General features: G+C 55.6%; 17 protein-coding genes and 1 pseudogene. 11 read left to right on the forward strand and 7 right to left on the reverse strand.

Annotated features, from left to right (window positions below; all coding sequences use genetic code 11):
• Positions 1–48 precede the first annotated feature (48 nt).
• The 4 genes and pseudogenes from ftsP to ABLU86_RS08735 all read left to right on the forward strand — a co-directional run bounded on the left by ftsP (position 49) and on the right by ABLU86_RS08735 (position 4,832).
• Positions 49–1,461 (forward strand): cell division protein FtsP, encoded by a 1,413-nt coding sequence (gene ftsP / locus ABLU86_RS08720; protein ID WP_015369661.1) that lies wholly within the window; start codon positions 49–51, stop codon positions 1,459–1,461.
• A gap of 33 nt (positions 1,462–1,494) precedes the next feature.
• Positions 1,495–3,832: pseudogene (locus ABLU86_RS08725) on the forward strand (YgiQ family radical SAM protein).
• The gene (locus ABLU86_RS08730; protein ID WP_108684035.1) at positions 3,832–4,362 is read left to right on the forward strand and encodes a GNAT family N-acetyltransferase; all 531 of its coding nucleotides are present in this window, start codon (positions 3,832–3,834) and stop codon (positions 4,360–4,362) included. Before ABLU86_RS08725 ends, ABLU86_RS08730 begins: the two are co-directional and overlap by 1 nt.
• A gap of 44 nt (positions 4,363–4,406) precedes the next feature.
• On the forward strand, positions 4,407–4,832 hold the full coding sequence (locus ABLU86_RS08735) for a carboxypeptidase-like regulatory domain-containing protein (RefSeq protein ID WP_052673297.1): 426 nt from the start codon (positions 4,407–4,409) through the stop codon (positions 4,830–4,832).
• On the opposite strand, the gene dkgA is transcribed toward ABLU86_RS08735, so the two are convergent.
• Together dkgA and yqhD are read right to left on the reverse strand one after the other, a co-directional pair.
• Positions 4,829–5,656 (reverse strand): 2,5-didehydrogluconate reductase DkgA, encoded by an 828-nt coding sequence (gene dkgA / locus ABLU86_RS08740; RefSeq protein WP_015369664.1) that lies wholly within the window; start codon positions 5,654–5,656, stop codon positions 4,829–4,831. The two genes, ABLU86_RS08735 and dkgA, sit on opposite strands and share 4 nt — an antisense overlap.
• Before the next feature lie 144 nt (positions 5,657–5,800).
• Positions 5,801–6,964 (reverse strand): alcohol dehydrogenase, encoded by a 1,164-nt coding sequence (yqhD, locus tag ABLU86_RS08745; protein ID WP_015369665.1) that lies wholly within the window; start codon positions 6,962–6,964, stop codon positions 5,801–5,803.
• Positions 6,965–7,162: 198 nt separating this feature from the next.
• Here yqhD and ABLU86_RS08750 point away from each other — a divergent pair, with 198 nt between their 5' ends.
• A complete protein-coding gene (locus tag ABLU86_RS08750; protein ID WP_015369666.1) occupies positions 7,163–8,062 on the forward strand; it encodes an AraC family transcriptional regulator in 900 nt (299 codons plus the stop codon).
• Positions 8,063–8,136: 74 nt separating this feature from the next.
• On the opposite strand, the gene yghB is transcribed toward ABLU86_RS08750, so the two are convergent.
• Both yghB and metC read right to left on the reverse strand, forming a co-directional pair.
• Positions 8,137–8,796 (reverse strand): DedA family general envelope maintenance protein YghB, encoded by a 660-nt coding sequence (gene yghB, locus ABLU86_RS08755; RefSeq protein ID WP_015369667.1) that lies wholly within the window; start codon positions 8,794–8,796, stop codon positions 8,137–8,139.
• 129 nt (positions 8,797–8,925) lie between these two features.
• Positions 8,926–10,113: a cystathionine beta-lyase gene (metC, locus tag ABLU86_RS08760; protein ID WP_015369668.1), complete on the reverse strand. Its 1,188-nt coding sequence runs from the start codon at positions 10,111–10,113 to the stop codon at positions 8,926–8,928.
• Positions 10,114–10,364: 251 nt separating this feature from the next.
• Between metC and exbB the strand changes: the two genes are divergently transcribed.
• The 3 genes from exbB (at position 10,365) to ABLU86_RS08775 (ending at position 12,154) form a co-directional block, all read left to right on the forward strand.
• Entirely contained in the window at positions 10,365–11,096 is a 732-nt protein-coding gene (exbB, locus tag ABLU86_RS08765) for a tol-pal system-associated acyl-CoA thioesterase (RefSeq protein WP_015369670.1), read from the forward strand.
• A gap of 6 nt (positions 11,097–11,102) precedes the next feature.
• Positions 11,103–11,528 (forward strand): TonB system transport protein ExbD, encoded by a 426-nt coding sequence (gene exbD, locus ABLU86_RS08770; RefSeq protein WP_015369671.1) that lies wholly within the window; start codon positions 11,103–11,105, stop codon positions 11,526–11,528.
• A gap of 131 nt (positions 11,529–11,659) precedes the next feature.
• On the forward strand, positions 11,660–12,154 hold the full coding sequence (locus ABLU86_RS08775) for a TIGR00645 family protein (RefSeq protein WP_015369672.1): 495 nt from the start codon (positions 11,660–11,662) through the stop codon (positions 12,152–12,154).
• A gap of 43 nt (positions 12,155–12,197) precedes the next feature.
• Here the strand turns inward: ABLU86_RS08775 and yghU are convergent, their stop codons facing one another.
• Positions 12,198–13,064: a glutathione-dependent disulfide-bond oxidoreductase gene (gene yghU, locus ABLU86_RS08780; protein WP_020077919.1), complete on the reverse strand. Its 867-nt coding sequence runs from the start codon at positions 13,062–13,064 to the stop codon at positions 12,198–12,200.
• 48 nt (positions 13,065–13,112) lie between these two features.
• Positions 13,113–13,673, reverse strand: a complete 561-nt coding sequence (locus tag ABLU86_RS08785; protein ID WP_015369674.1) for a thioredoxin domain-containing protein — start codon at positions 13,671–13,673, stop codon at positions 13,113–13,115.
• Positions 13,674–13,693: 20 nt separating this feature from the next.
• On the opposite strand from ABLU86_RS08785, the gene ABLU86_RS08790 reads away from it, so the two are divergent.
• The 3 genes from ABLU86_RS08790 to ABLU86_RS08800 all read left to right on the forward strand — a co-directional run bounded on the left by ABLU86_RS08790 (position 13,694) and on the right by ABLU86_RS08800 (position 17,036).
• The gene (locus tag ABLU86_RS08790) at positions 13,694–13,816 is read left to right on the forward strand and encodes a hypothetical protein (protein WP_015369675.1); all 123 of its coding nucleotides are present in this window, start codon (positions 13,694–13,696) and stop codon (positions 13,814–13,816) included.
• A 76-nt stretch (positions 13,817–13,892) separates the two neighbouring features.
• Positions 13,893–15,758, forward strand: coding sequence for a bifunctional glutathionylspermidine amidase/synthase (gene gss, locus ABLU86_RS08795; protein WP_348796161.1), 1,866 nt, complete (start codon positions 13,893–13,895; stop codon positions 15,756–15,758).
• Between the two features lie 96 nt (positions 15,759–15,854).
• On the forward strand, positions 15,855–17,036 hold the full coding sequence (locus ABLU86_RS08800) for a PLP-dependent aminotransferase family protein (RefSeq protein ID WP_015369677.1): 1,182 nt from the start codon (positions 15,855–15,857) through the stop codon (positions 17,034–17,036).
• Positions 17,037–17,202: 166 nt separating this feature from the next.
• On the opposite strand, the gene ABLU86_RS08805 is transcribed toward ABLU86_RS08800, so the two are convergent.
• Positions 17,203–17,391 (reverse strand): hypothetical protein, encoded by a 189-nt coding sequence (locus tag ABLU86_RS08805; RefSeq protein ID WP_015369678.1) that lies wholly within the window; start codon positions 17,389–17,391, stop codon positions 17,203–17,205.
• Positions 17,392–17,509 lie beyond the last annotated feature (118 nt).

Consider the following 17,509-nt stretch of genomic DNA (forward strand, 5'->3'; position numbering starts at 1 on the left):
CGGGAAACGAATTCCCTTTTTGCATTGTCAGTATTTCATGGAGTTAATATGTCACTCAGTCGGCGTCAGTTTATTAAGGCTTCAGGTGTAGCGCTGTGCGCGGGCGCCGCGCCGCTGAAGGCTCATGCCGCCGGCCAGCAGCCGGTGCTCCCCATTCCGCCTCTGCTGGAATCCCGTCGCGGTCAACCGCTGTTTATGACCCTGCAACGTTCTCACTGGTCATTCACCCAGGGAACGCGCGCGCCGGTATGGGGCATCAATGGCCGCTACCTGGGGCCGACCATCCGCGTCTGGAATGGTGATGACGTCAAACTTATCTACAGTAACCGCCTGACCGAAAATGTTGCCATGACGATTCGCGGCCTGCAGGTGCCGGGGCCGCTGATTGGCGGCGCGGCGCGCATGATGTCGCCGAATGCGGATTGGGCACCGGTATTGCCGATTCGCCAGAGTGCGGCCACTTTGTGGTATCAGGCGAATACCCCGAACCGGATGGCGAAACAGGTTTACAACGGCCTGGCGGGAATGTGGCTGGTAGAAGACGAGGTCAGCAAAAACCTGCCGATCCCGAACCACTACGGCGTTGATGACTTCCCGGTGATTATTCAGGATAAGCGGCTGGATAACTTCGGCACTCCGGAATATAGCGAACCGGGCAGCGGTGGTTTCGTTGGTGATACCCTGTTGGTCAACGGCGCGCAGGGGCCCTATGTCGAAGTCTCTCGCGGCTGGGTACGACTGCGTCTGCTGAACGCATCTAACTCGCGCCGCTATCAGTTGCAGATGAGCGATGGTCGTCTGCTGCACGTTATCTCAGGCGATCAGGGCTTCCTGCCGGCGCCGGTCTCACTTAAGCAATTGTCGCTGGCCCCCGGCGAGCGGCGTGAAATTCTGGTCGATATGACCAACGGCGATGAAGTGTCGATTACCTGCGGTGAAGCGGCGAGCATTGTCGACCGTATCCGCGGTTTCTTCGAGCCGTCGAGCATTTTGATCTCCACGCTGGTGCTGACGCTGCGTCCGACCGGGCTGCTGCCGCTGGTTACCGATAGCCTGCCGGTACGCCTGCTGCCGACCGAGCTGCTCTCCGGTACGCCGCTGCGCAGCCGTGATATTACTCTTGGCGACGACCCAGGCATCAATGGCCAACTGTGGGATCCGCAGCGCATTGATATCACCGCTCAGCAGGGAACGTGGGAGCGCTGGACCGTGCGCGCCGACCGCCCGCAGTCGTTCCATATTGAAGGCGTGATGTTCCAGATCCGTAACGTTAATGGAACGATGCCGTTCCCGGAAGACCGAGGCTGGAAAGATACCGTATGGATCGACGGGCAGGTAGAACTGCTGGTGTATTATAACCAGCCTTCCTGGCCGCACTTCCCGTTCCAGTACCTGAGCCAGACGCTGGAGCTCGCCGACCGCGGCTCGATTGGCCAGATCCTGGTGAATCCGGCGCCGTAATATCCGCAACCCTGGCCGCAACCCGGTCAGGGTTTGAGAAAATCCTCCTTCATTTCCACTATCATTCCGGCTTATAATCCACGCCCTTTTGGTTATTTTTTTATCATTTTCCCCGGAAGCAATATGAGCGCAATATCCCTGATCCAACCGGATCGTGACCTATTTTCCTGGCCGCAATACTGGGCTGCCTGTTTTGGCCCTGCGCCATTTTTACCGATGTCGCGTGAAGAGATGGATCAACTTGGCTGGGATAGCTGCGACATTATTCTGGTGACCGGCGACGCCTACGTCGACCATCCAAGTTTCGGCATGGCTATCTGCGGCCGTATGCTGGAAGCGCAGGGATTCCGCGTAGGGATCATCTCCCAGCCGGACTGGAACAGCAAAGAAGACTTCATGCGCCTGGGTAAGCCGAATCTGTTCTTCGGCGTCACTGCGGGCAATATGGACTCAATGATCAACCGTTATACCGCCGACCGTAAGCTGCGTCATGACGACGCCTATACTGCCGGCAACGTCGCGGGTAAGCGCCCGGACCGCGCGACGCTGGTTTATACCCAGCGCTGTAAAGAGGCGTGGAAAGACGTGCCGGTGATCCTCGGCGGTATTGAAGCCAGCCTGCGCCGTACCGCGCACTACGATTATTGGTCCGATACCGTACGCCGCTCGGTGCTGGTGGATTCGAAAGCCGATATGCTGATGTTCGGCAATGGCGAGCGCCCGCTGGTAGAAGTGGCGCATCGTCTGGCGATGGGCGAGGCCATCGGTGATATTCGCGATGTGCGTAATACCGCGATCATGGTAAAAGAAGCGCTGCCGGGCTGGAGCGGCGTTGATTCCACGCGTCTGGATACGCCGGGCAAAATCGACCCGATTCCGCATCCGTACGGTGAAGACCTACCGTGCGCCGATAACAAACCCGTGCCCCCGAAAAAAGCCGAGGCCAAAGCCGTTGTCGTGCAACCGCCGCGGCCAAAACCGTGGGAAAAAACCTACGTGTTGCTGCCATCCTTCGAGAAGGTCAAAGGCGACAAAGTGCTCTATGCCCACGCGTCGCGCATTCTGCACCATGAAACCAACCCCGGCTGCGCCCGCGCGCTGATGCAAAAGCACGGCGAGCGTTATATCTGGGTTAACCCGCCGGCGATCCCGCTGTCGACTGAAGAGATGGACAGCGTCTTTGCGTTACCGTACAAGCGTGTGCCGCATCCTTCTTATGGCGATGCGCGTATTCCGGCCTACGAGATGATTCGCTTCTCCATTAACATTATGCGCGGCTGTTTCGGCGGCTGTTCTTTCTGCTCGATCACCGAACACGAAGGGCGCATCATCCAGAGCCGCTCCGAAGATTCGATCATTAATGAAATCGAAGCGATTCGCGACACGGTCCCCGGCTTTACCGGCATTATTTCCGATCTTGGCGGCCCAACCGCCAATATGTATATGCTGCGCTGCAAATCCCCGCGCGCCGAGCAGACCTGCCGTCGTCTCTCCTGCGTCTACCCGGATATCTGCCCGCACATGGACACCAACCATGAGCCGACGATTAATCTGTACCGCCGCGCTCGTGACCTGAAAGGCATTAAGAAAATCCTTATCGCATCGGGTGTGCGTTACGACATCGCCGTAGAGGATCCACGCTATATCAAAGAACTGGCGACCCACCACGTCGGTGGCTATCTGAAGATCGCTCCGGAGCATACCGAAGAGGGGCCGCTGTCGAAGATGATGAAGCCGGGCATGGGCAGCTATGACCGCTTTAAAGAATTGTTTGATACCTATTCGAAGCAGGCGGGTAAAGAACAGTACCTGATCCCGTACTTTATTTCCGCCCACCCAGGGACGCGCGATGAAGATATGGTGAACCTGGCGCTGTGGCTGAAGCGTCATCGCTTCCGTCTCGACCAGGTACAGAACTTCTATCCGTCGCCGCTGGCGAACTCAACCACCATGTATTACACCGGCAAGAACCCGCTGGGTAAAATCGGCTATAAGAGCGAAGACGTGGTGGTGCCGAAGGGCGACAAACAGCGCCGTCTGCATAAAGCGCTGCTGCGCTATCACGATCCGGCAAACTGGCCGCTGATCCGTCAGGCGCTGGAAGCGATGGGTAAGAAGCATCTGATTGGTTCACGCCGTGACTGCCTGGTACCGGCGCCGACGCTGGACGAGATGCGCGAAGCGCGTCGCCAGAATCGCCATACCCGCCCGGCGCTGACGAAGCATACGCCAGTTGCGCATCAGCGCCAGACGCCAGCCGCCTCGGGGGCGAAAAAGCGTATCAAGCCGAAGACGGCGTCCCGCTAAGCCGCTTCCCCGGCGGTTCCGATCGCCGGGGGAAAGCCTGTCACATAAGGAGAGAGAACGATAATGACGCCGGTAATCCTGTCACGACAGCAGCTGGATAGGTTGTGGGAGATAGACCGCAGCGAAATTATCGACACCCTTTATAAGCTCGATAATGGCCAACTCCAGGCGTACCCGCAGTATTATGATGTGCGAGGTTGGGATCCTCACGATCGCCAGGTTTATACGCCTATTCACGAGGCCTGCTACGATCGCGGCGGTATATTTTTCGCCTTTTCCGAGCAGAATAAAATTATTGCCGCGGCGGCGATGGATACTTTGCCAAGGGGTGAAAAGGGCGATCTGCGCCAACTGTTATTCTTTTATGTGGGCGCGGCGCAGCGCGGCCAGGGATGGGGGCGACGTCTGTTTGACTATGCGCTGCAGCAGCTTCCTGCTCTGGGCGCATCAGGCCTGTATATTTCGTCCATCCCCAACAAAAGCACCGTTGATTTTTATCTCTCACAGGGCTGTCGTTTAATTGATGAGCCCGACCCGGAGCTGTTTGCTCTGGAGCCTGAGGATATTCATTTGATCTATCTGAGCGCTCCGTAGAAAGAATGTCTGGCGGTTGTGCTTTTGGCATAAGGGAGGAAAGGATGCAAAAGCCGTATTTACTCACATTACTGATCTCGCTTTGCTTATTACAAGGCTGCGTGACCCGCTATCAGTCTCAACCTGAAGTTAACGGGCAACTGCTGGATAACGCCGGCAAACCGATCGCCGGGGCGAAAATTACGCTAACCGGCAGCGGCGACAGCGCGGATACGTTGTCTGATAGCGATGGGCGATTCAGTTTTAATAAAGCGCATAAATGGGCGTTCTATCTGCCGATTGGCCCTATCGACTGGATGCATCGCGCGGAATTGCATTTTACAACCCCGCATGGGGAATATGCCTATCTGCTCACCTCGCGAATGGGTAATGCCCACGAGTTAGACGGCGCGCAATATCATGTGCGATGCAAAATTCCGGCCGCAGCAATGACGCCGCCGCCGGAAATATGTTATCGGGTGGGAGATTAACCGCCGAACTGATCCGGGTCGGGGCCGAGACGTTTGCCCTGGTCCAGCTTAGCGATTTCACTGAGTTCGTCTTTGTCGAGACGGAAGTCCCAGACGTCAAAGTTTTCCGCAATACGCGATGGCGTGACGGATTTCGGGATCACCACCAGTCCGCTGTCGAGATGCCAGCGAATGACGATTTGCGCTGGCGTTTTGCCGTATTTATCCGCCAGATGGTGAATAATTTTCTGATCGAAGACCCCTTTGCCGCCCTGCGCTAATGGGCTCCAGGATTCGGTCTGGATTTTGTGGGTGGCGTTCCATGCATGCAGTTGACGCTGCTGCATTAACGGGTGCAGCTCAATCTGGTTAATCACCGGAGCGACGCCGGTTTCATCAATCAGCTTTTGCAGATGTGGCACCTGGAAATTACATACCCCAATGCTTTTTGCCAGCCCTTGCTGCTGCAATTCGATCAGCGCCTGCCAGGCTTCGACGTAATGGCCTATCGCTGGCACCGGCCAGTGAATTAAATAGAGATCCACATAGTCCAGTTTCAGCTTGCTCAGGCTCTCTTTTAGCGCTTCATGCGGCCGTTTTTGATCGTCGTTCCACAGTTTGGTAGTGATGAAGAGCTCATCGCGATTGACGCCCGCGCTGCTTAACGCGTTGCCGACGCCAGCCTCATTTTGGTACGCGGCGGCGGTGTCAAAAGAACGATAACCGACTTCCAGCGCCTTATGAATGGCGGAGACGACTTCCTCGTTGCCTGCTTTCCACACGCCGAGACCCAACTGCGGCATCAGGTTGCCGTCGTGTAGTTTTATAACGGTTGGATGTGTCATGCCTTCCTCCTGTTAATGAACTCAGCGTGAAAAATCCGCCGAGGGGTAGCATTAAGTCTGGACGAAATAGCTAAAAACGGTAGTAAAAACACCTCTCCCCGGCGTTTGTTTAACGTAAGGAGAGGTGAATCAGGTGGGGAGAACTTAGCGGGCAGCCTCGTAAATACGGCGGCTGACGTCCAGAGTGATATCCTGATTTTCGCCAAGCTTAGTCATGCCGTGCTCTTCCAGTTTCGCCAGCAGCGCCGGGATGGAGCTACCGTCGAGACCGTAATCGGAAAGGCGTGTCGGCACGCCCATCTGCTCGAAGAAACTCCGGGTTGCGGCGATAGCTGCATCGATACGTTGCTCTTCGGAACCTTCGGTAATATTCCACACGCGCTCGGCGTACTGCAGCAGCTTAGCGCGCTTGGTATCGCGTTTTTCATTCCACAGCGCCGGCAGCACGATAGCCAGCGTCTGAGCGTGATCCAGGCCGTGCATCGCCGTCAGTTCGTGGCCGAGCATATGCGTCGCCCAGTCCTGAGGGACGCCTGCGCCAATGAGGCCGTTCAATGCCTGCGTCGCCGCCCACATAATGTTGGCGCGCACGTTGTAGTTCTCCGGCTCCTGCAGCGCTTTCGGGCCATCTTCCACCAGCGTTAGCAGAATGCCCTCGGCGAAACGGTCCTGAATTTTACCATCAACCGGGTAGGTCACGTACTGCTCAACGGTATGGACGAAAGCGTCAACGACGCCGTTAGCGACCTGGCGTGGCGGCAGGGTGTAGGTATAAACAGGATCGAGGATCGCAAAGACCGGCTGAACGTGTTCGGACATAAACGCGCGTTTATCGCCGGTGGTTTTACGCGAGATAACCGCGCCTTTATTTGATTCGGAACCGGTCGCCGGCAGGGTCAATACTGAGCCCATCGGAATAGCGCGGGTAATCTTGCTGCCGTAGGTTTCCAGAATTTCCCACGGATCGATATTCGCGTCATAGTGCGCGGCCGCGGCGATAAATTTGGTGCCATCGAGCACCGAACCGCCGCCAACCGCCAGCAGGAAGGTCACGTTCTCTTCGCGGGCGAGTTTTACCGCGTTCATCAGCGTTTCGTAAGACGGGTTTGGCTCAATCCCGCCGAATTCCAGCACGTCAAAGCCAGCCAGCGCGCTCAGTACCTGGTCCAGTACGCCGGTTTTCTTCACGCTACCGCCGCCGTAAGTCACCAGCACGCGAGCGCCGGCTGGGATTTGTTCGCGCAGCTCGGCGATGGCGCCTTTGCCGAACAGAATGCGGGTTGGGGTATGTAAATTGAAGTTATTCATGGCTGGTGCCCTCATAAAGATGAAACTCCCGGCAGAAAGGACGACTCTCTACCCGATGGCGGCTATTGTGTTCCTGCGACCGTTTCCTCTCAATGCACATTCCTGCCATTGTCTTGCCCATTTCTCCATTGGGCTGGAGAAAAAGAAGGAAACTACGCACAATAAGCTTGTAGAAAAGTCGTCGGAGAAGCAGCGAAAATGAACCGTGCCGAGATATGCCAGCTATTAACAGATAAAGTTAACAATCTGAAAGATAAGCAAGAAATGCTAAGTGAACTGCTGCCGGATATCCGTCTGCTGTACGGGACGCAGCCGGGCACCCGTACGCCGGTGATGTACCAGCCGGGGATCGTTTTTCTCTTTTCCGGCCATAAAATTGGCTATATCAATGAACGAACCTTCCGTTATGACACCAACGAATACTTACTGTTAACCGTCCCGCTACCGTTCGAATGCGAAACCTTCGCGACTCCGGAAGTGCCGCTGGCGGGAATGCGGCTGAATGTCGATATTTTGCAGTTGCAGGAGCTGCTGATGGATATCGGCGAAGATGAGCTTTTTCAGCCGTCGGTCGCCTCCAGCGGGATCAACTCGGCGGTGTTATCGGAAGAGATCCTCTGCGCGGCGGAACGCCTGTTAGACGTGATGGAGCGACCGCTGGACGCGCGCATTCTCGGCAAACAGATTATCCGCGAGATCCTTTATCACGTCCTGATTGGCCCCTGCGGCGGCGCGCTGCTGGCGCTGGTCAGCCGACAGACGCACTTTAGCCTGATTAGCCGCGTTTTAAAGCGTATTGAAAGCCAGTACACCGAAAACCTCAGCGTCGACCAGCTGGCGGCGGAAGCGAATATGAGCGTCTCGGCGTTTCACCATAACTTTAAATCGGTCACCAGCACCTCGCCGCTGCAGTATTTGAAGACCTATCGTCTGCATAAGGCCAGAATGCTGATGATCCATGACGGCATGAAAGCCAGTGCGGCGGCGATGCGCGTCGGCTACGAAAGCGCCTCGCAGTTTAGCCGCGAGTTTAAACGCTATTTCGGTATTACGCCGGGTGAAGATGCCGCGCGTATTCGCACGATGCAGGGGATTTGATAAGGATGCGGCGCCTGTAGCCCCGGTAAACGGTAGCGCTACCGGGGATTTTGAGGCCATCCGGGGCGAGTGAATCAGGCGCTGCAGTATTTCTTCTTGATAACGACGATAACCGTACCAACGAGGCCAGTCACCAGCAGGGCGATCGGCAGCACCATCAGGCAGGTCATGACCTGGTCTTCGTGGTTTTTCACGAACGGGATCATGCTCAGCGCATAGCCAAGACCGGTGACGACGCCAACCCACAGCAGGCCGCTTAGCCAGTTAAAGAACTGGAAACGACGATTCGGCAGGCCGGAAATGCCCGCCATGGTTGGCAGCAGAGTGCGGACAAACGCCAAAAAGCGCCCGGCCAGCAGCGCCAGCAGGCCGTGTTTATCAAACATGTTGGTGGCGCGCTGGTGATATTTGTGCGGCAGATGCGACAGCCAGCCTTTCACCATATTGGTATTACCCAGCCAGCGCCCCTGTAAATAGCTCAGCCAGCAGCCGAGGCTGGCGGCGGCGGTTAGGATGGCGAGAGTGGGGACAAAATCCATGACGCCTTTAGCGATTAGCGCGCCGGCGAGCAGCAACAGGCTATCGCCCGGTAAAAACGAAGCCGGCAGCAGCCCGTTTTCCAGAAACAGGGTCGCGAACATGACCAGATATACAAAACCCACAACGTGAGGGTTTGCCAATGCGGCAAAATCATGTTGCCACAGCGCGGCGACAATCTCTTGAATGACAACCATGGACTTTCCTAAGTGGTACCGTTTTTCGACTAGTGTACTCCTGAAGCGGCCCGAGCACCTTGATCTCGGGCGCAACAAAAGCGGCCGCTTTTCTGAAAGCGTCCGCTTTTGTTGCCACTTCCTGTCACTTTACACGATACGCGCGAAGCCTGCCGCTAAATCCGCCAGCAGATCGTCAACATTTTCTAAACCTATGTGCAGTCGAATAAGGGTACCGCTGAAATCCACTTCCGCCTCGGGGCGGATGGCCGCGATATGTTCCGGCTGGTTGGCGAGGATCAGCGATTCGAACCCCCCCCATGAGTAGGCCATGCTGAACAGACTGAAGTTGTCCAGATAGGCTGCCAGCTCGGCGTCGGTGAGGCGCTTATTGAGAACGAAAGAGAACAGACCGCTGCTGCCGCTGAAGTCGCGCTTCCAGAATTCGTGGCCCTTACTGCCCGGCAGCGCCGGATGATTGACCCGCGCCACCTGTGGGTGCTGCGCCAGCCATTCGGCGACGCGCAGACTGCTTTCGTGATGTTGGCGCAGGCGGACGCCAAGCGTGCGTAAACCGCGGCTGGTCATATAGGCGGTGTCGGCATCGACCATCTGGCCCATTAGATAGGCGTTTTCACACAGTTGCTCCCAACAGCGGGCGTTGGCCACTGCGGTGCCGATCATTCCGTCGGAGTGGCCAATTAAATATTTCGTTGCCGCCTGGATAGAGATATCGATACCAAAATCGAGCGCTTTAAACAGCACCCCTGCCGCCCAGGTGTTATCGATCATGATAATAGCTTCCGGCGCGACGCGGCGCACGGCGGCGACGATGGCCGGCACATCATGCACTTCCATGGTGATCGAGCCGGGGGATTCGAGGAACACCACTTTGGTATTGGGTTGAATCAGATTGGCGATATCCGCGCCGATGAGCGGATCGAACCAGCCGGTGGTCACCCCGAGCTTTGCGAGGATCTTAGTGCAGAAGTCCTGGCTGGGTTCATAGGCGGTGTTGGTCATTAACACGTGGTCGCCCTGTTCGACGAAGGCCAGAATCGTGTTGGCGACCGCGGCCGCGCCGCAGGGGAAGAGGGCGCAGCCGGCGCCGCCTTCCAGTTCGCACATGGCTTCCTGCAGCGAAAAGTGGGTCAGCGTGCCGCGGCGGCCATAAAACAGCTCGCCTTTGGCGCGGTTACGGGTGGCGTGTTTTTTAGCCTCGACGGTATCGAACACCAGCGATGAGGCGCGCTGGATGACGCTATTCACCGAACCCTGAGTATATTTTTTGCGGCGCCCGGCGTTGACCAGCGCGGTATCAAGATGTTTATCAGCCATGTTCTGCAAACCTGTTTTTATACGTCTGGACGTCTAAACTACCATGAATCCCGGTTTGTGTACCGGGTCGTAAACGATACAGGCAAAAATTTTCCCGAAACCGGCGTCAGCCGCTTTTTTACTGCGTAAGCGCAAAGAAAATAAACGTGATTTGCTGCACAGTGTAAATACTAATGAGAACCACTATCAATTCGATGCCGTTTTGATATTATTATGCTCAGTTTTTGTGATTGATGTCCTGGAGAAACAGTGTGGGTAATAATTTGATGCAGGCGGATCTCTCCGTTTGGGGTATGTATCATCACGCCGATATTGTCGTTAAGGTTGTGATGATTGGCTTGATTCTGGCTTCGGTAGTCACCTGGGCTATCTTCTTCGGCAAGGGCGCCGAAATGTTGTCCAGCAAGCGTCGCCTCAAGCGTGAGCAGCAGCAGCTCAGCGAAGCGCGTTCTCTCGATCAGGCTAACACTATCGCGAATGGATTCCATGCTAAAAGCCTGACCACTCAGTTGATTAACGAAGCCAATAATGAGCTGGAACTGTCGGCAGGCGTGGATGATAACGAAGGTATTAAAGAACGTACCGGTTTCCGCCTTGAGCGTCGTGTGGCGCAGGTTGGCCGCTATATGGGCCGCGGTAACGGTTATCTGGCGACTATCGGCGCTATTTCCCCGTTCGTCGGTCTGTTCGGTACCGTCTGGGGCATCATGAACAGCTTTATCGGTATCGCGCAAACGCAGACGACTAACCTCGCGGTTGTCGCGCCGGGTATCGCAGAAGCGCTGCTGGCAACGGCGATTGGCCTGTTTGCCGCGATTCCGGCGGTGGTTATCTATAACGTCTTCGCCCGCATGATTGCCAGTTACAAAGCGTCTCTTGGCGACGTGGCCGCGCAGATTATGCTGCTGCAAAGTCGCGATCTCGACCTGAACGCCAGTGGTTCTCAGCCGCTGCGTCCGGCGCAGAAATTACGGGTAGGTTGATCCGCTATGGCGATGCATTTTAACGAAAACCTCGATGATAACGGCGAAATGCACGACATTAACGTGACGCCATTTATCGACGTCATGTTGGTGCTGTTGATTATCTTCATGGTGGCGGCGCCGCTGGCCACCGTGGACGTCAAAGTCAATCTGCCTGCTTCATCCAGCCAGCCGCAGCCGCGTCCGGAAAAACCGATTTATCTGTCGGTGAAAGCCGACAAATCGATGTTCCTCGGCAACGATCCGGTGACTGAAGAGAGCGTGATTGCCTCGCTGGATGCGCTGACTCAGGGCAAGAAAGACACCACCGTCTTCTTCCGCGCTGACAAAACCGTCGACTACGAGACGATGATGAAAGTGATGGATACGCTGCATCAGGCCGGATATCTGAAGATTGGTCTGGTGGGCGAAGAGACCGTCAAAGCGAAGTAATTTTTCCCAGGATATCTCCCGAAAGGCCAACACTGCGTTGGCCTTTTTTATTTCCCCGCCGCCTGCGCATCGTTTTGATATGGGCCAGCTGCGATATAATGGCGGCCATTTTTACAAACTGACAGGACCTTATGGAACGCTTTCTGGAAAACGCTATTTATGCTTCGCGCTGGCTGCTGGCGCCGGTTTATTTCGGCCTCTCGCTGGGGCTTATCGCGCTATCGATAAAATTTTTTCAGGAGATATTCCACATCCTGCCGCATATCTTCAGCGTCAGCGAGTCGGATCTGATTCTGACGCTGCTTTCGCTGGTCGATATGACGCTGGTGGGCGGGCTGCTGGTGATGGTGATGTTTTCCGGTTATGAAAACTTCGTTTCGACGCTGGATATTAACGAAGGCAAAGAGAAGCTCAACTGGCTTGGCAAAATGGATGCGACATCGCTGAAAAACAAGGTGGCGGCGTCGATTGTGGCTATCTCTTCCATTCACCTGCTGCGGGTGTTTATGGATGCGAAGAACGTGCCGGATAATAAGCTGATGTGGTACGTCATTATCCATCTCACCTTTGTGCTTTCAGCCTTTGTGATGGGCTATCTCGATCGCCTGACCAAGGTAAAGCACTGATGTGACAACTTACCCGGCAGCTTTGCGCCGCCGGGTAAAGGCATTACGCCTGACGTTTGTCTTCGGTCTGCGTGTCGAAATCGCGGGCGTCATGGCGCTCGTGCAACTGCTCGTCGAGCGGGCCATTGGTGCGGTTAACCATCCGTCCGCGCTTCACCGCCGGGCGATTGCCCACGTCCTGCGCCCAGCGCAGCACGTTAACGTAGCTGCCGGCATCGAGGAATTCCGCGGCGTTATAGACGTTGCCCAGCACCACGTTGCCGTACCACGGCCAGATCGCCATATCGGCGATAGTGTACTCTTCCCCCGCCACAAAGCGGCCACGCGCCAGCTGCTTATCCAGCACGTCGAGCTGACGTTTCGCTTCCATGGTAAAGCGGTCGATGGCGTACTCGATTTTTACCGGCGCATAGTTATAGAAGTGGCCAAAGCCGCCGCCGAGGAACGGCGCTGCGCCCTGTAGCCAGAACAACCAGTTTAGCGTTTCGGTGCGTCCGGCTGGGTCTTTCGGCAGGAAGAAACCAAATTTTTCCGCCAGATAGAGCAGGATGCTGCCGGATTCAAATACCCGGGTCGGCGGAGTAGTGGAGTGGTCGCTCAGCGCCGGGATCTTCGAGTTCGGGTTAACTTCCACAAAGCCGCTGGAAAACTGATCGCCTTCGCCGATACGAATCAGCCAGGCGTCATACTCAGCGCCTGCGACGCCCAGCGCCAGCAGCTCTTCCAGCATGATCGTCACTTTCTGCCCGTTCGGCGTGCCCAGCGAATAGAGCTGCAGCGGATGATTGCCAACGGGCAGCACTTTCTCGTGCGTCGCGCCGGAAACCGGACGGTTGATATTGGCGAATGCGCCGCCGTTATTCTGTTTCCATTCCCATACTTTCGGTGGTTGGTAGTGATTGTCGGACATACTGACCTGCCTCTTTGGTAAGGTGTACAAAAAGTCTAGCAGCTAATCTCAGGCCATAATCCGCGCGGCCCACACGCTGACGTCATCGCCGCTGCCGAGATCGGGCTGCACCAGGCCATTGACCATAAACGTCGGCGACACATGAATGCCGTTCTGGCGGGCGTATTTACTGTGCCATTTGATCTCGTTTTGCAGCTCCGGACGGGCAAACGCCGCCGCCAGCGACACGTGGCTGTAGCGTTCAAGGCGTTCGATAATTTGCTGCGGGGTGGTATTCATGTTCGGCCCGCTGCAGTGGTCGGTGAATTCAAACTCTTCACGATGATCGGCGACCGCCTGCAGGACTTTGTGCGCCTGCTCTCTGCCGTGCGGCAGGGTGGAGGCGGCCAGCACGCAGCGCACTATCACCCCGGAAAACAGATGCCACGGCTGGGACTGCAGGCGAATCTTAATCGTGACGTTCTCGGCGCCCACTTCATCCAGCAATTCATCGAGTTTATTGAAGGCGCGAACGGAAAACGGACAGGTTGGTTCGAGGAATACTTCAAAAGTCCGCGGTCCGTGTCCCCAGACCAGCGGCTGGGCATTGAGATGCGAAGGTGAGCTCATTGTCGACTCCTGATGTAGTGATGTTTTTTTGTTATGTGTTGGCTAACAATATCACTTCTGCCAATGGACGCCGGGTTATTTTCTATAAGGGCACGTTTAGCGAATCGAATGAGTGGTATCATCATTTCACCTCTGTCTGGTAAGTGCCTGCGGCAGGATAAGAAGAGGGAGTTTTGTTCCGCCAACTGCCCGGGCTGCATTAATTTGAGGTCAGGCTAAATGAGTAAAGGATCGACCAGTATTGACGCCCCTTTCGGCACGCTTTTAGGCTACGCGCCGGGCGGCGTGGCAATTTATTCTTCGAATTACAGTAGCTTAAATCCACAAGATTATCCGGATGACGCCGCTTTCCGCAGCTATATCGGCAACGAGTATATGGGGCATAAATGGCAGTGCGTAGAGTTCGCGCGACGCTTTTTATTCCTCACCTACGGCTTTGTTTTTACCGATGTCGGTATGGCTTATGAAATCTTCTCGCTGCGCTTTCTGCGCGAAGTGGTGAATGACAACATTCTTTCCCTGCAGGCCTTCGCCAACGGCTCGCGTCGTCCGCCGATCGCCGGTTCGCTGCTAATCTGGCAGAAGGGCGGCGAGTTTAAACATACCGGCCACGTGGCGGTGATTACGCAACTGGTGGGGAATAAGGTCCGTATCGCCGAGCAGAACGTCATCCACGCGCCGCTGCCGCAGGGCCAGCAGTGGACCCGCGAGCTGACGCTGGAAGTGAAAGACGGCGTCTACACCATCAAAGATACCTTTGCCGATACCGAAATTTTAGGCTGGATGATCCAGACCGCCGATACCGAGCACAGCCTGCCGCAGCCGGTGCTGCCCGGCGAGGAGATGAAAATCAGCGGCGCGCGGCTGCCGAATAAAGGCCAGTTCCGTGGTAACTGGCTCAATGAGAAAGACGCGCTGCAAAAGGCCTATGTTGAAGCCAACGGTCATTTCATCAATCAGGATCCTTACCAGTACTTCACCATCAGCGAGAGCGCCGAACAGGAGCTGATTAAAGCGACCAACGAACTGCACCTGATGTATCTGCACGCCACTGATAAGGTGATGAAGGATGACAACCTGCTGGCGCTGTTCGATATTCCGAAAATTCTCTGGCCTCGTCTGCGCCTCTCGTGGCAACGCCGCCGTCATCATATGATTACCGGGCGCATGGATTTCTGCATGGATGAGCGCGGGCTGAAGGTGTACGAATACAACGCCGACTCTGCCTCTTGCCATACGGAAGGCGGATTGATCCTCGAACAGTGGCTGAAACAGGGCTATCGCGGTACCGGCCATAATCCGGCGGAAAATCTGCTTGAGGAGCTGGCGGGGGCGTGGAAGCACAGCCGCGCGCGGCCGTTCGTGCACATCATGCAGGATAAGGATCTTGAAGAGAACTACCATGCCCAGTTTATTCAGCGTTCGCTAACCGAGGCGGGCTTTGAGAGCAAAATTCTCTTTGGCCTTGATGAGCTGCGCTGGGATGCCGCCGGACAGCTTATCGATGGCGATGGCCGCCTGGTTAACTGCGTGTGGAAGACCTGGGCGTGGGAAACCGCCATCGAGCAGGTGCGGGAAGTCAGCGCCGATGAGTATGCGGCGGTGCCGATTCGTACCGGTCATCCGCAAAATGAGGTGCGCCTGATTGACGTCCTGCTGCGCCCTGAAGTATTGGTATTCGAACCGCTGTGGACGGTTATCCCCGGCAACAAGGCGATTCTGCCGGTGCTGTGGTCGCTGTTCCCGCATCATCGCTATCTGCTGGATACCGATTTTGTGGTCAATGACGAGCTGGCGAAAACCGGTTATGCGGTCAAACCGATCTCCGGGCGCTGCGGTAATAACATCGATCTGATAAGCCCGCACGATGAGGTATTGGATCAGACCAGCGGGCAATTTGTCGATCGCAAAAATATTTACCAGCAGTTGTGGTGTCTGCCGAAGGTTGACGGCAAGTACATCCAGGTGTGCACTTTTACGGTGGGCGGTAACTATGGCGGAACCTGCCTGCGCGGCGATGATTCGCTGGTGGTGAAGAAAGAGAGCGATATTGAGCCGTTAGTCGTGCTAAAAGACGACGAGTAGCGGCCGCAAACCGGGCAGCGGCTAGCATCGCAGCCCGGCACCTGCAAAGCTTCAACGTACAACTAACACAACAACAAGACAGAAAAGGAAAAGCATATGCACGATCGGCGCCTCGCCGCCCGCGCGGGTGAACTTAAGCCCTCCGCCGTCCGCGAACTTCTCAAACACAGTAAACTGCCCGGCGTTATTTCGCTTGGCGGTGGTATTCCGGCTCCGGAACTGTTTGATACCGAAGGTCTCAACCTCGCGGTGCAAAAGGTGATGAGCGAACGTTTTAATGATGCGTTCCAGTACGGCCTTACCGAAGGTTATCCGCCGCTGCGTCAGGCGGTGAGCGAAATCTGCCAGTCGCGCGGCGTGGCCTGCTCGGCAAGCCAGGTGTACATCACCTCCGGCTCGCAGCAATCGCTGGATATTGTCGCCCGCACGCTGCTCGATCCGGGCGATGCGGTCGTCGTTGAACGCCCGACCTACCTTGCCGCGCTGCAGGTATTCCAGCTGGCGCAGGCGAACATCCTGAGCGTCGATACCGACGATAACGGCATGCTGGTTGAACAACTGGCCGATCTGCTGGAGACCACTAAGGTTAAAGCGGTCTATCTGGTGCCGACGTTTGGTAACCCTGGCGGTAAAACCCTCAGCGACGATCGTCGCCAGCGGCTGGTAGCCTTAGCGAAGCAACATGATTTTGTGATCATCGAAGACGATCCCTACGGCGAAATCAGCTTCACCGATAAAGTGCGTCGTCCGCTGTATCAACATGCGATCGAACAAGGCTGTGAAGATCGGGTGGTGTACACCTCCACGTTCTCCAAGATCCTCGCGCCGGGAATGCGTATTGGCTGGATCGTGATGCCGGAATGGCTGGCGCACCAGGCGGTGATCGTGAAGCAGGCGGCGGATCTGCATACCAATATGCTCTCTCAGGTTATCACCGCTGAGTATCTGGGAATGAATCGCCTGAACGATCAGATCGCCCTGATCCGCGAAGACTACCGTAAGAAGTGCGTGGCGCTGGCTGATGCGCTGGAAAGCCGTCTTGGCGAGCATCTTGAGTTTAGCCGCCCGGAAGGGGGAATGTTCCTGTGGGCCCGTTTCCGCTATCCGTTCGATACCATGGCGTGGCTGAAAAAGACGCTGGAAAACGGCGTGGTTTACGTACCTGGTGAAGCGTTCTACAACGATAATCCGGATACCCGCACCCTGCGTCTTTCCTATTCGACCGTTTCTGAAGCCGGTCTGCTGACCGCCGTCGAACGTCTGGCGAAATCGCTGTAATCTTTTGTCTCCGCACCGATGACCGGTGCGGAGAGCTTTTAATCGGGGGAGGGGTTACTCCTACTCGGCGATGCGATCGTCAAGCCAGATAAGCATCAGGGAAGAGAGAAAAGCGACAGCAATAGTGCCAATAAACAACAACATAAAAATTTCCTCAGGGGTTTTATTATTTTTCTAATGTAACCGGTGAGTGGCTATTTTTGTTTGCAATGGTGATTTTAGTGTCACGCTGAGCCGTTGCAAGGGTAAAAAAATCATCAGCGTCAACATCGAAATTCAGGACGATTTCCCGGTATTTTCTGGCGTTAACGAGTTCTTTAGCTTCTTTCATACTACTGGCGATAATAGTAGGCATCAGTTTCATCTCAGTTTGAAAACTAGCAGGCAAAATAAAAGCTTGTTCGTATCAGATCAACATTTTTTTGCTACTTTACACATCACCAGAAAGTCTGTCTTCGCGCAATCGTAACCAG

It is taken from the genome of Klebsiella sp. JN_Kp121 (genome assembly GCF_040062145.1).
Taxonomy (GTDB): Bacteria; Pseudomonadota; Gammaproteobacteria; order Enterobacterales; family Enterobacteriaceae; genus Klebsiella; species Klebsiella aerogenes.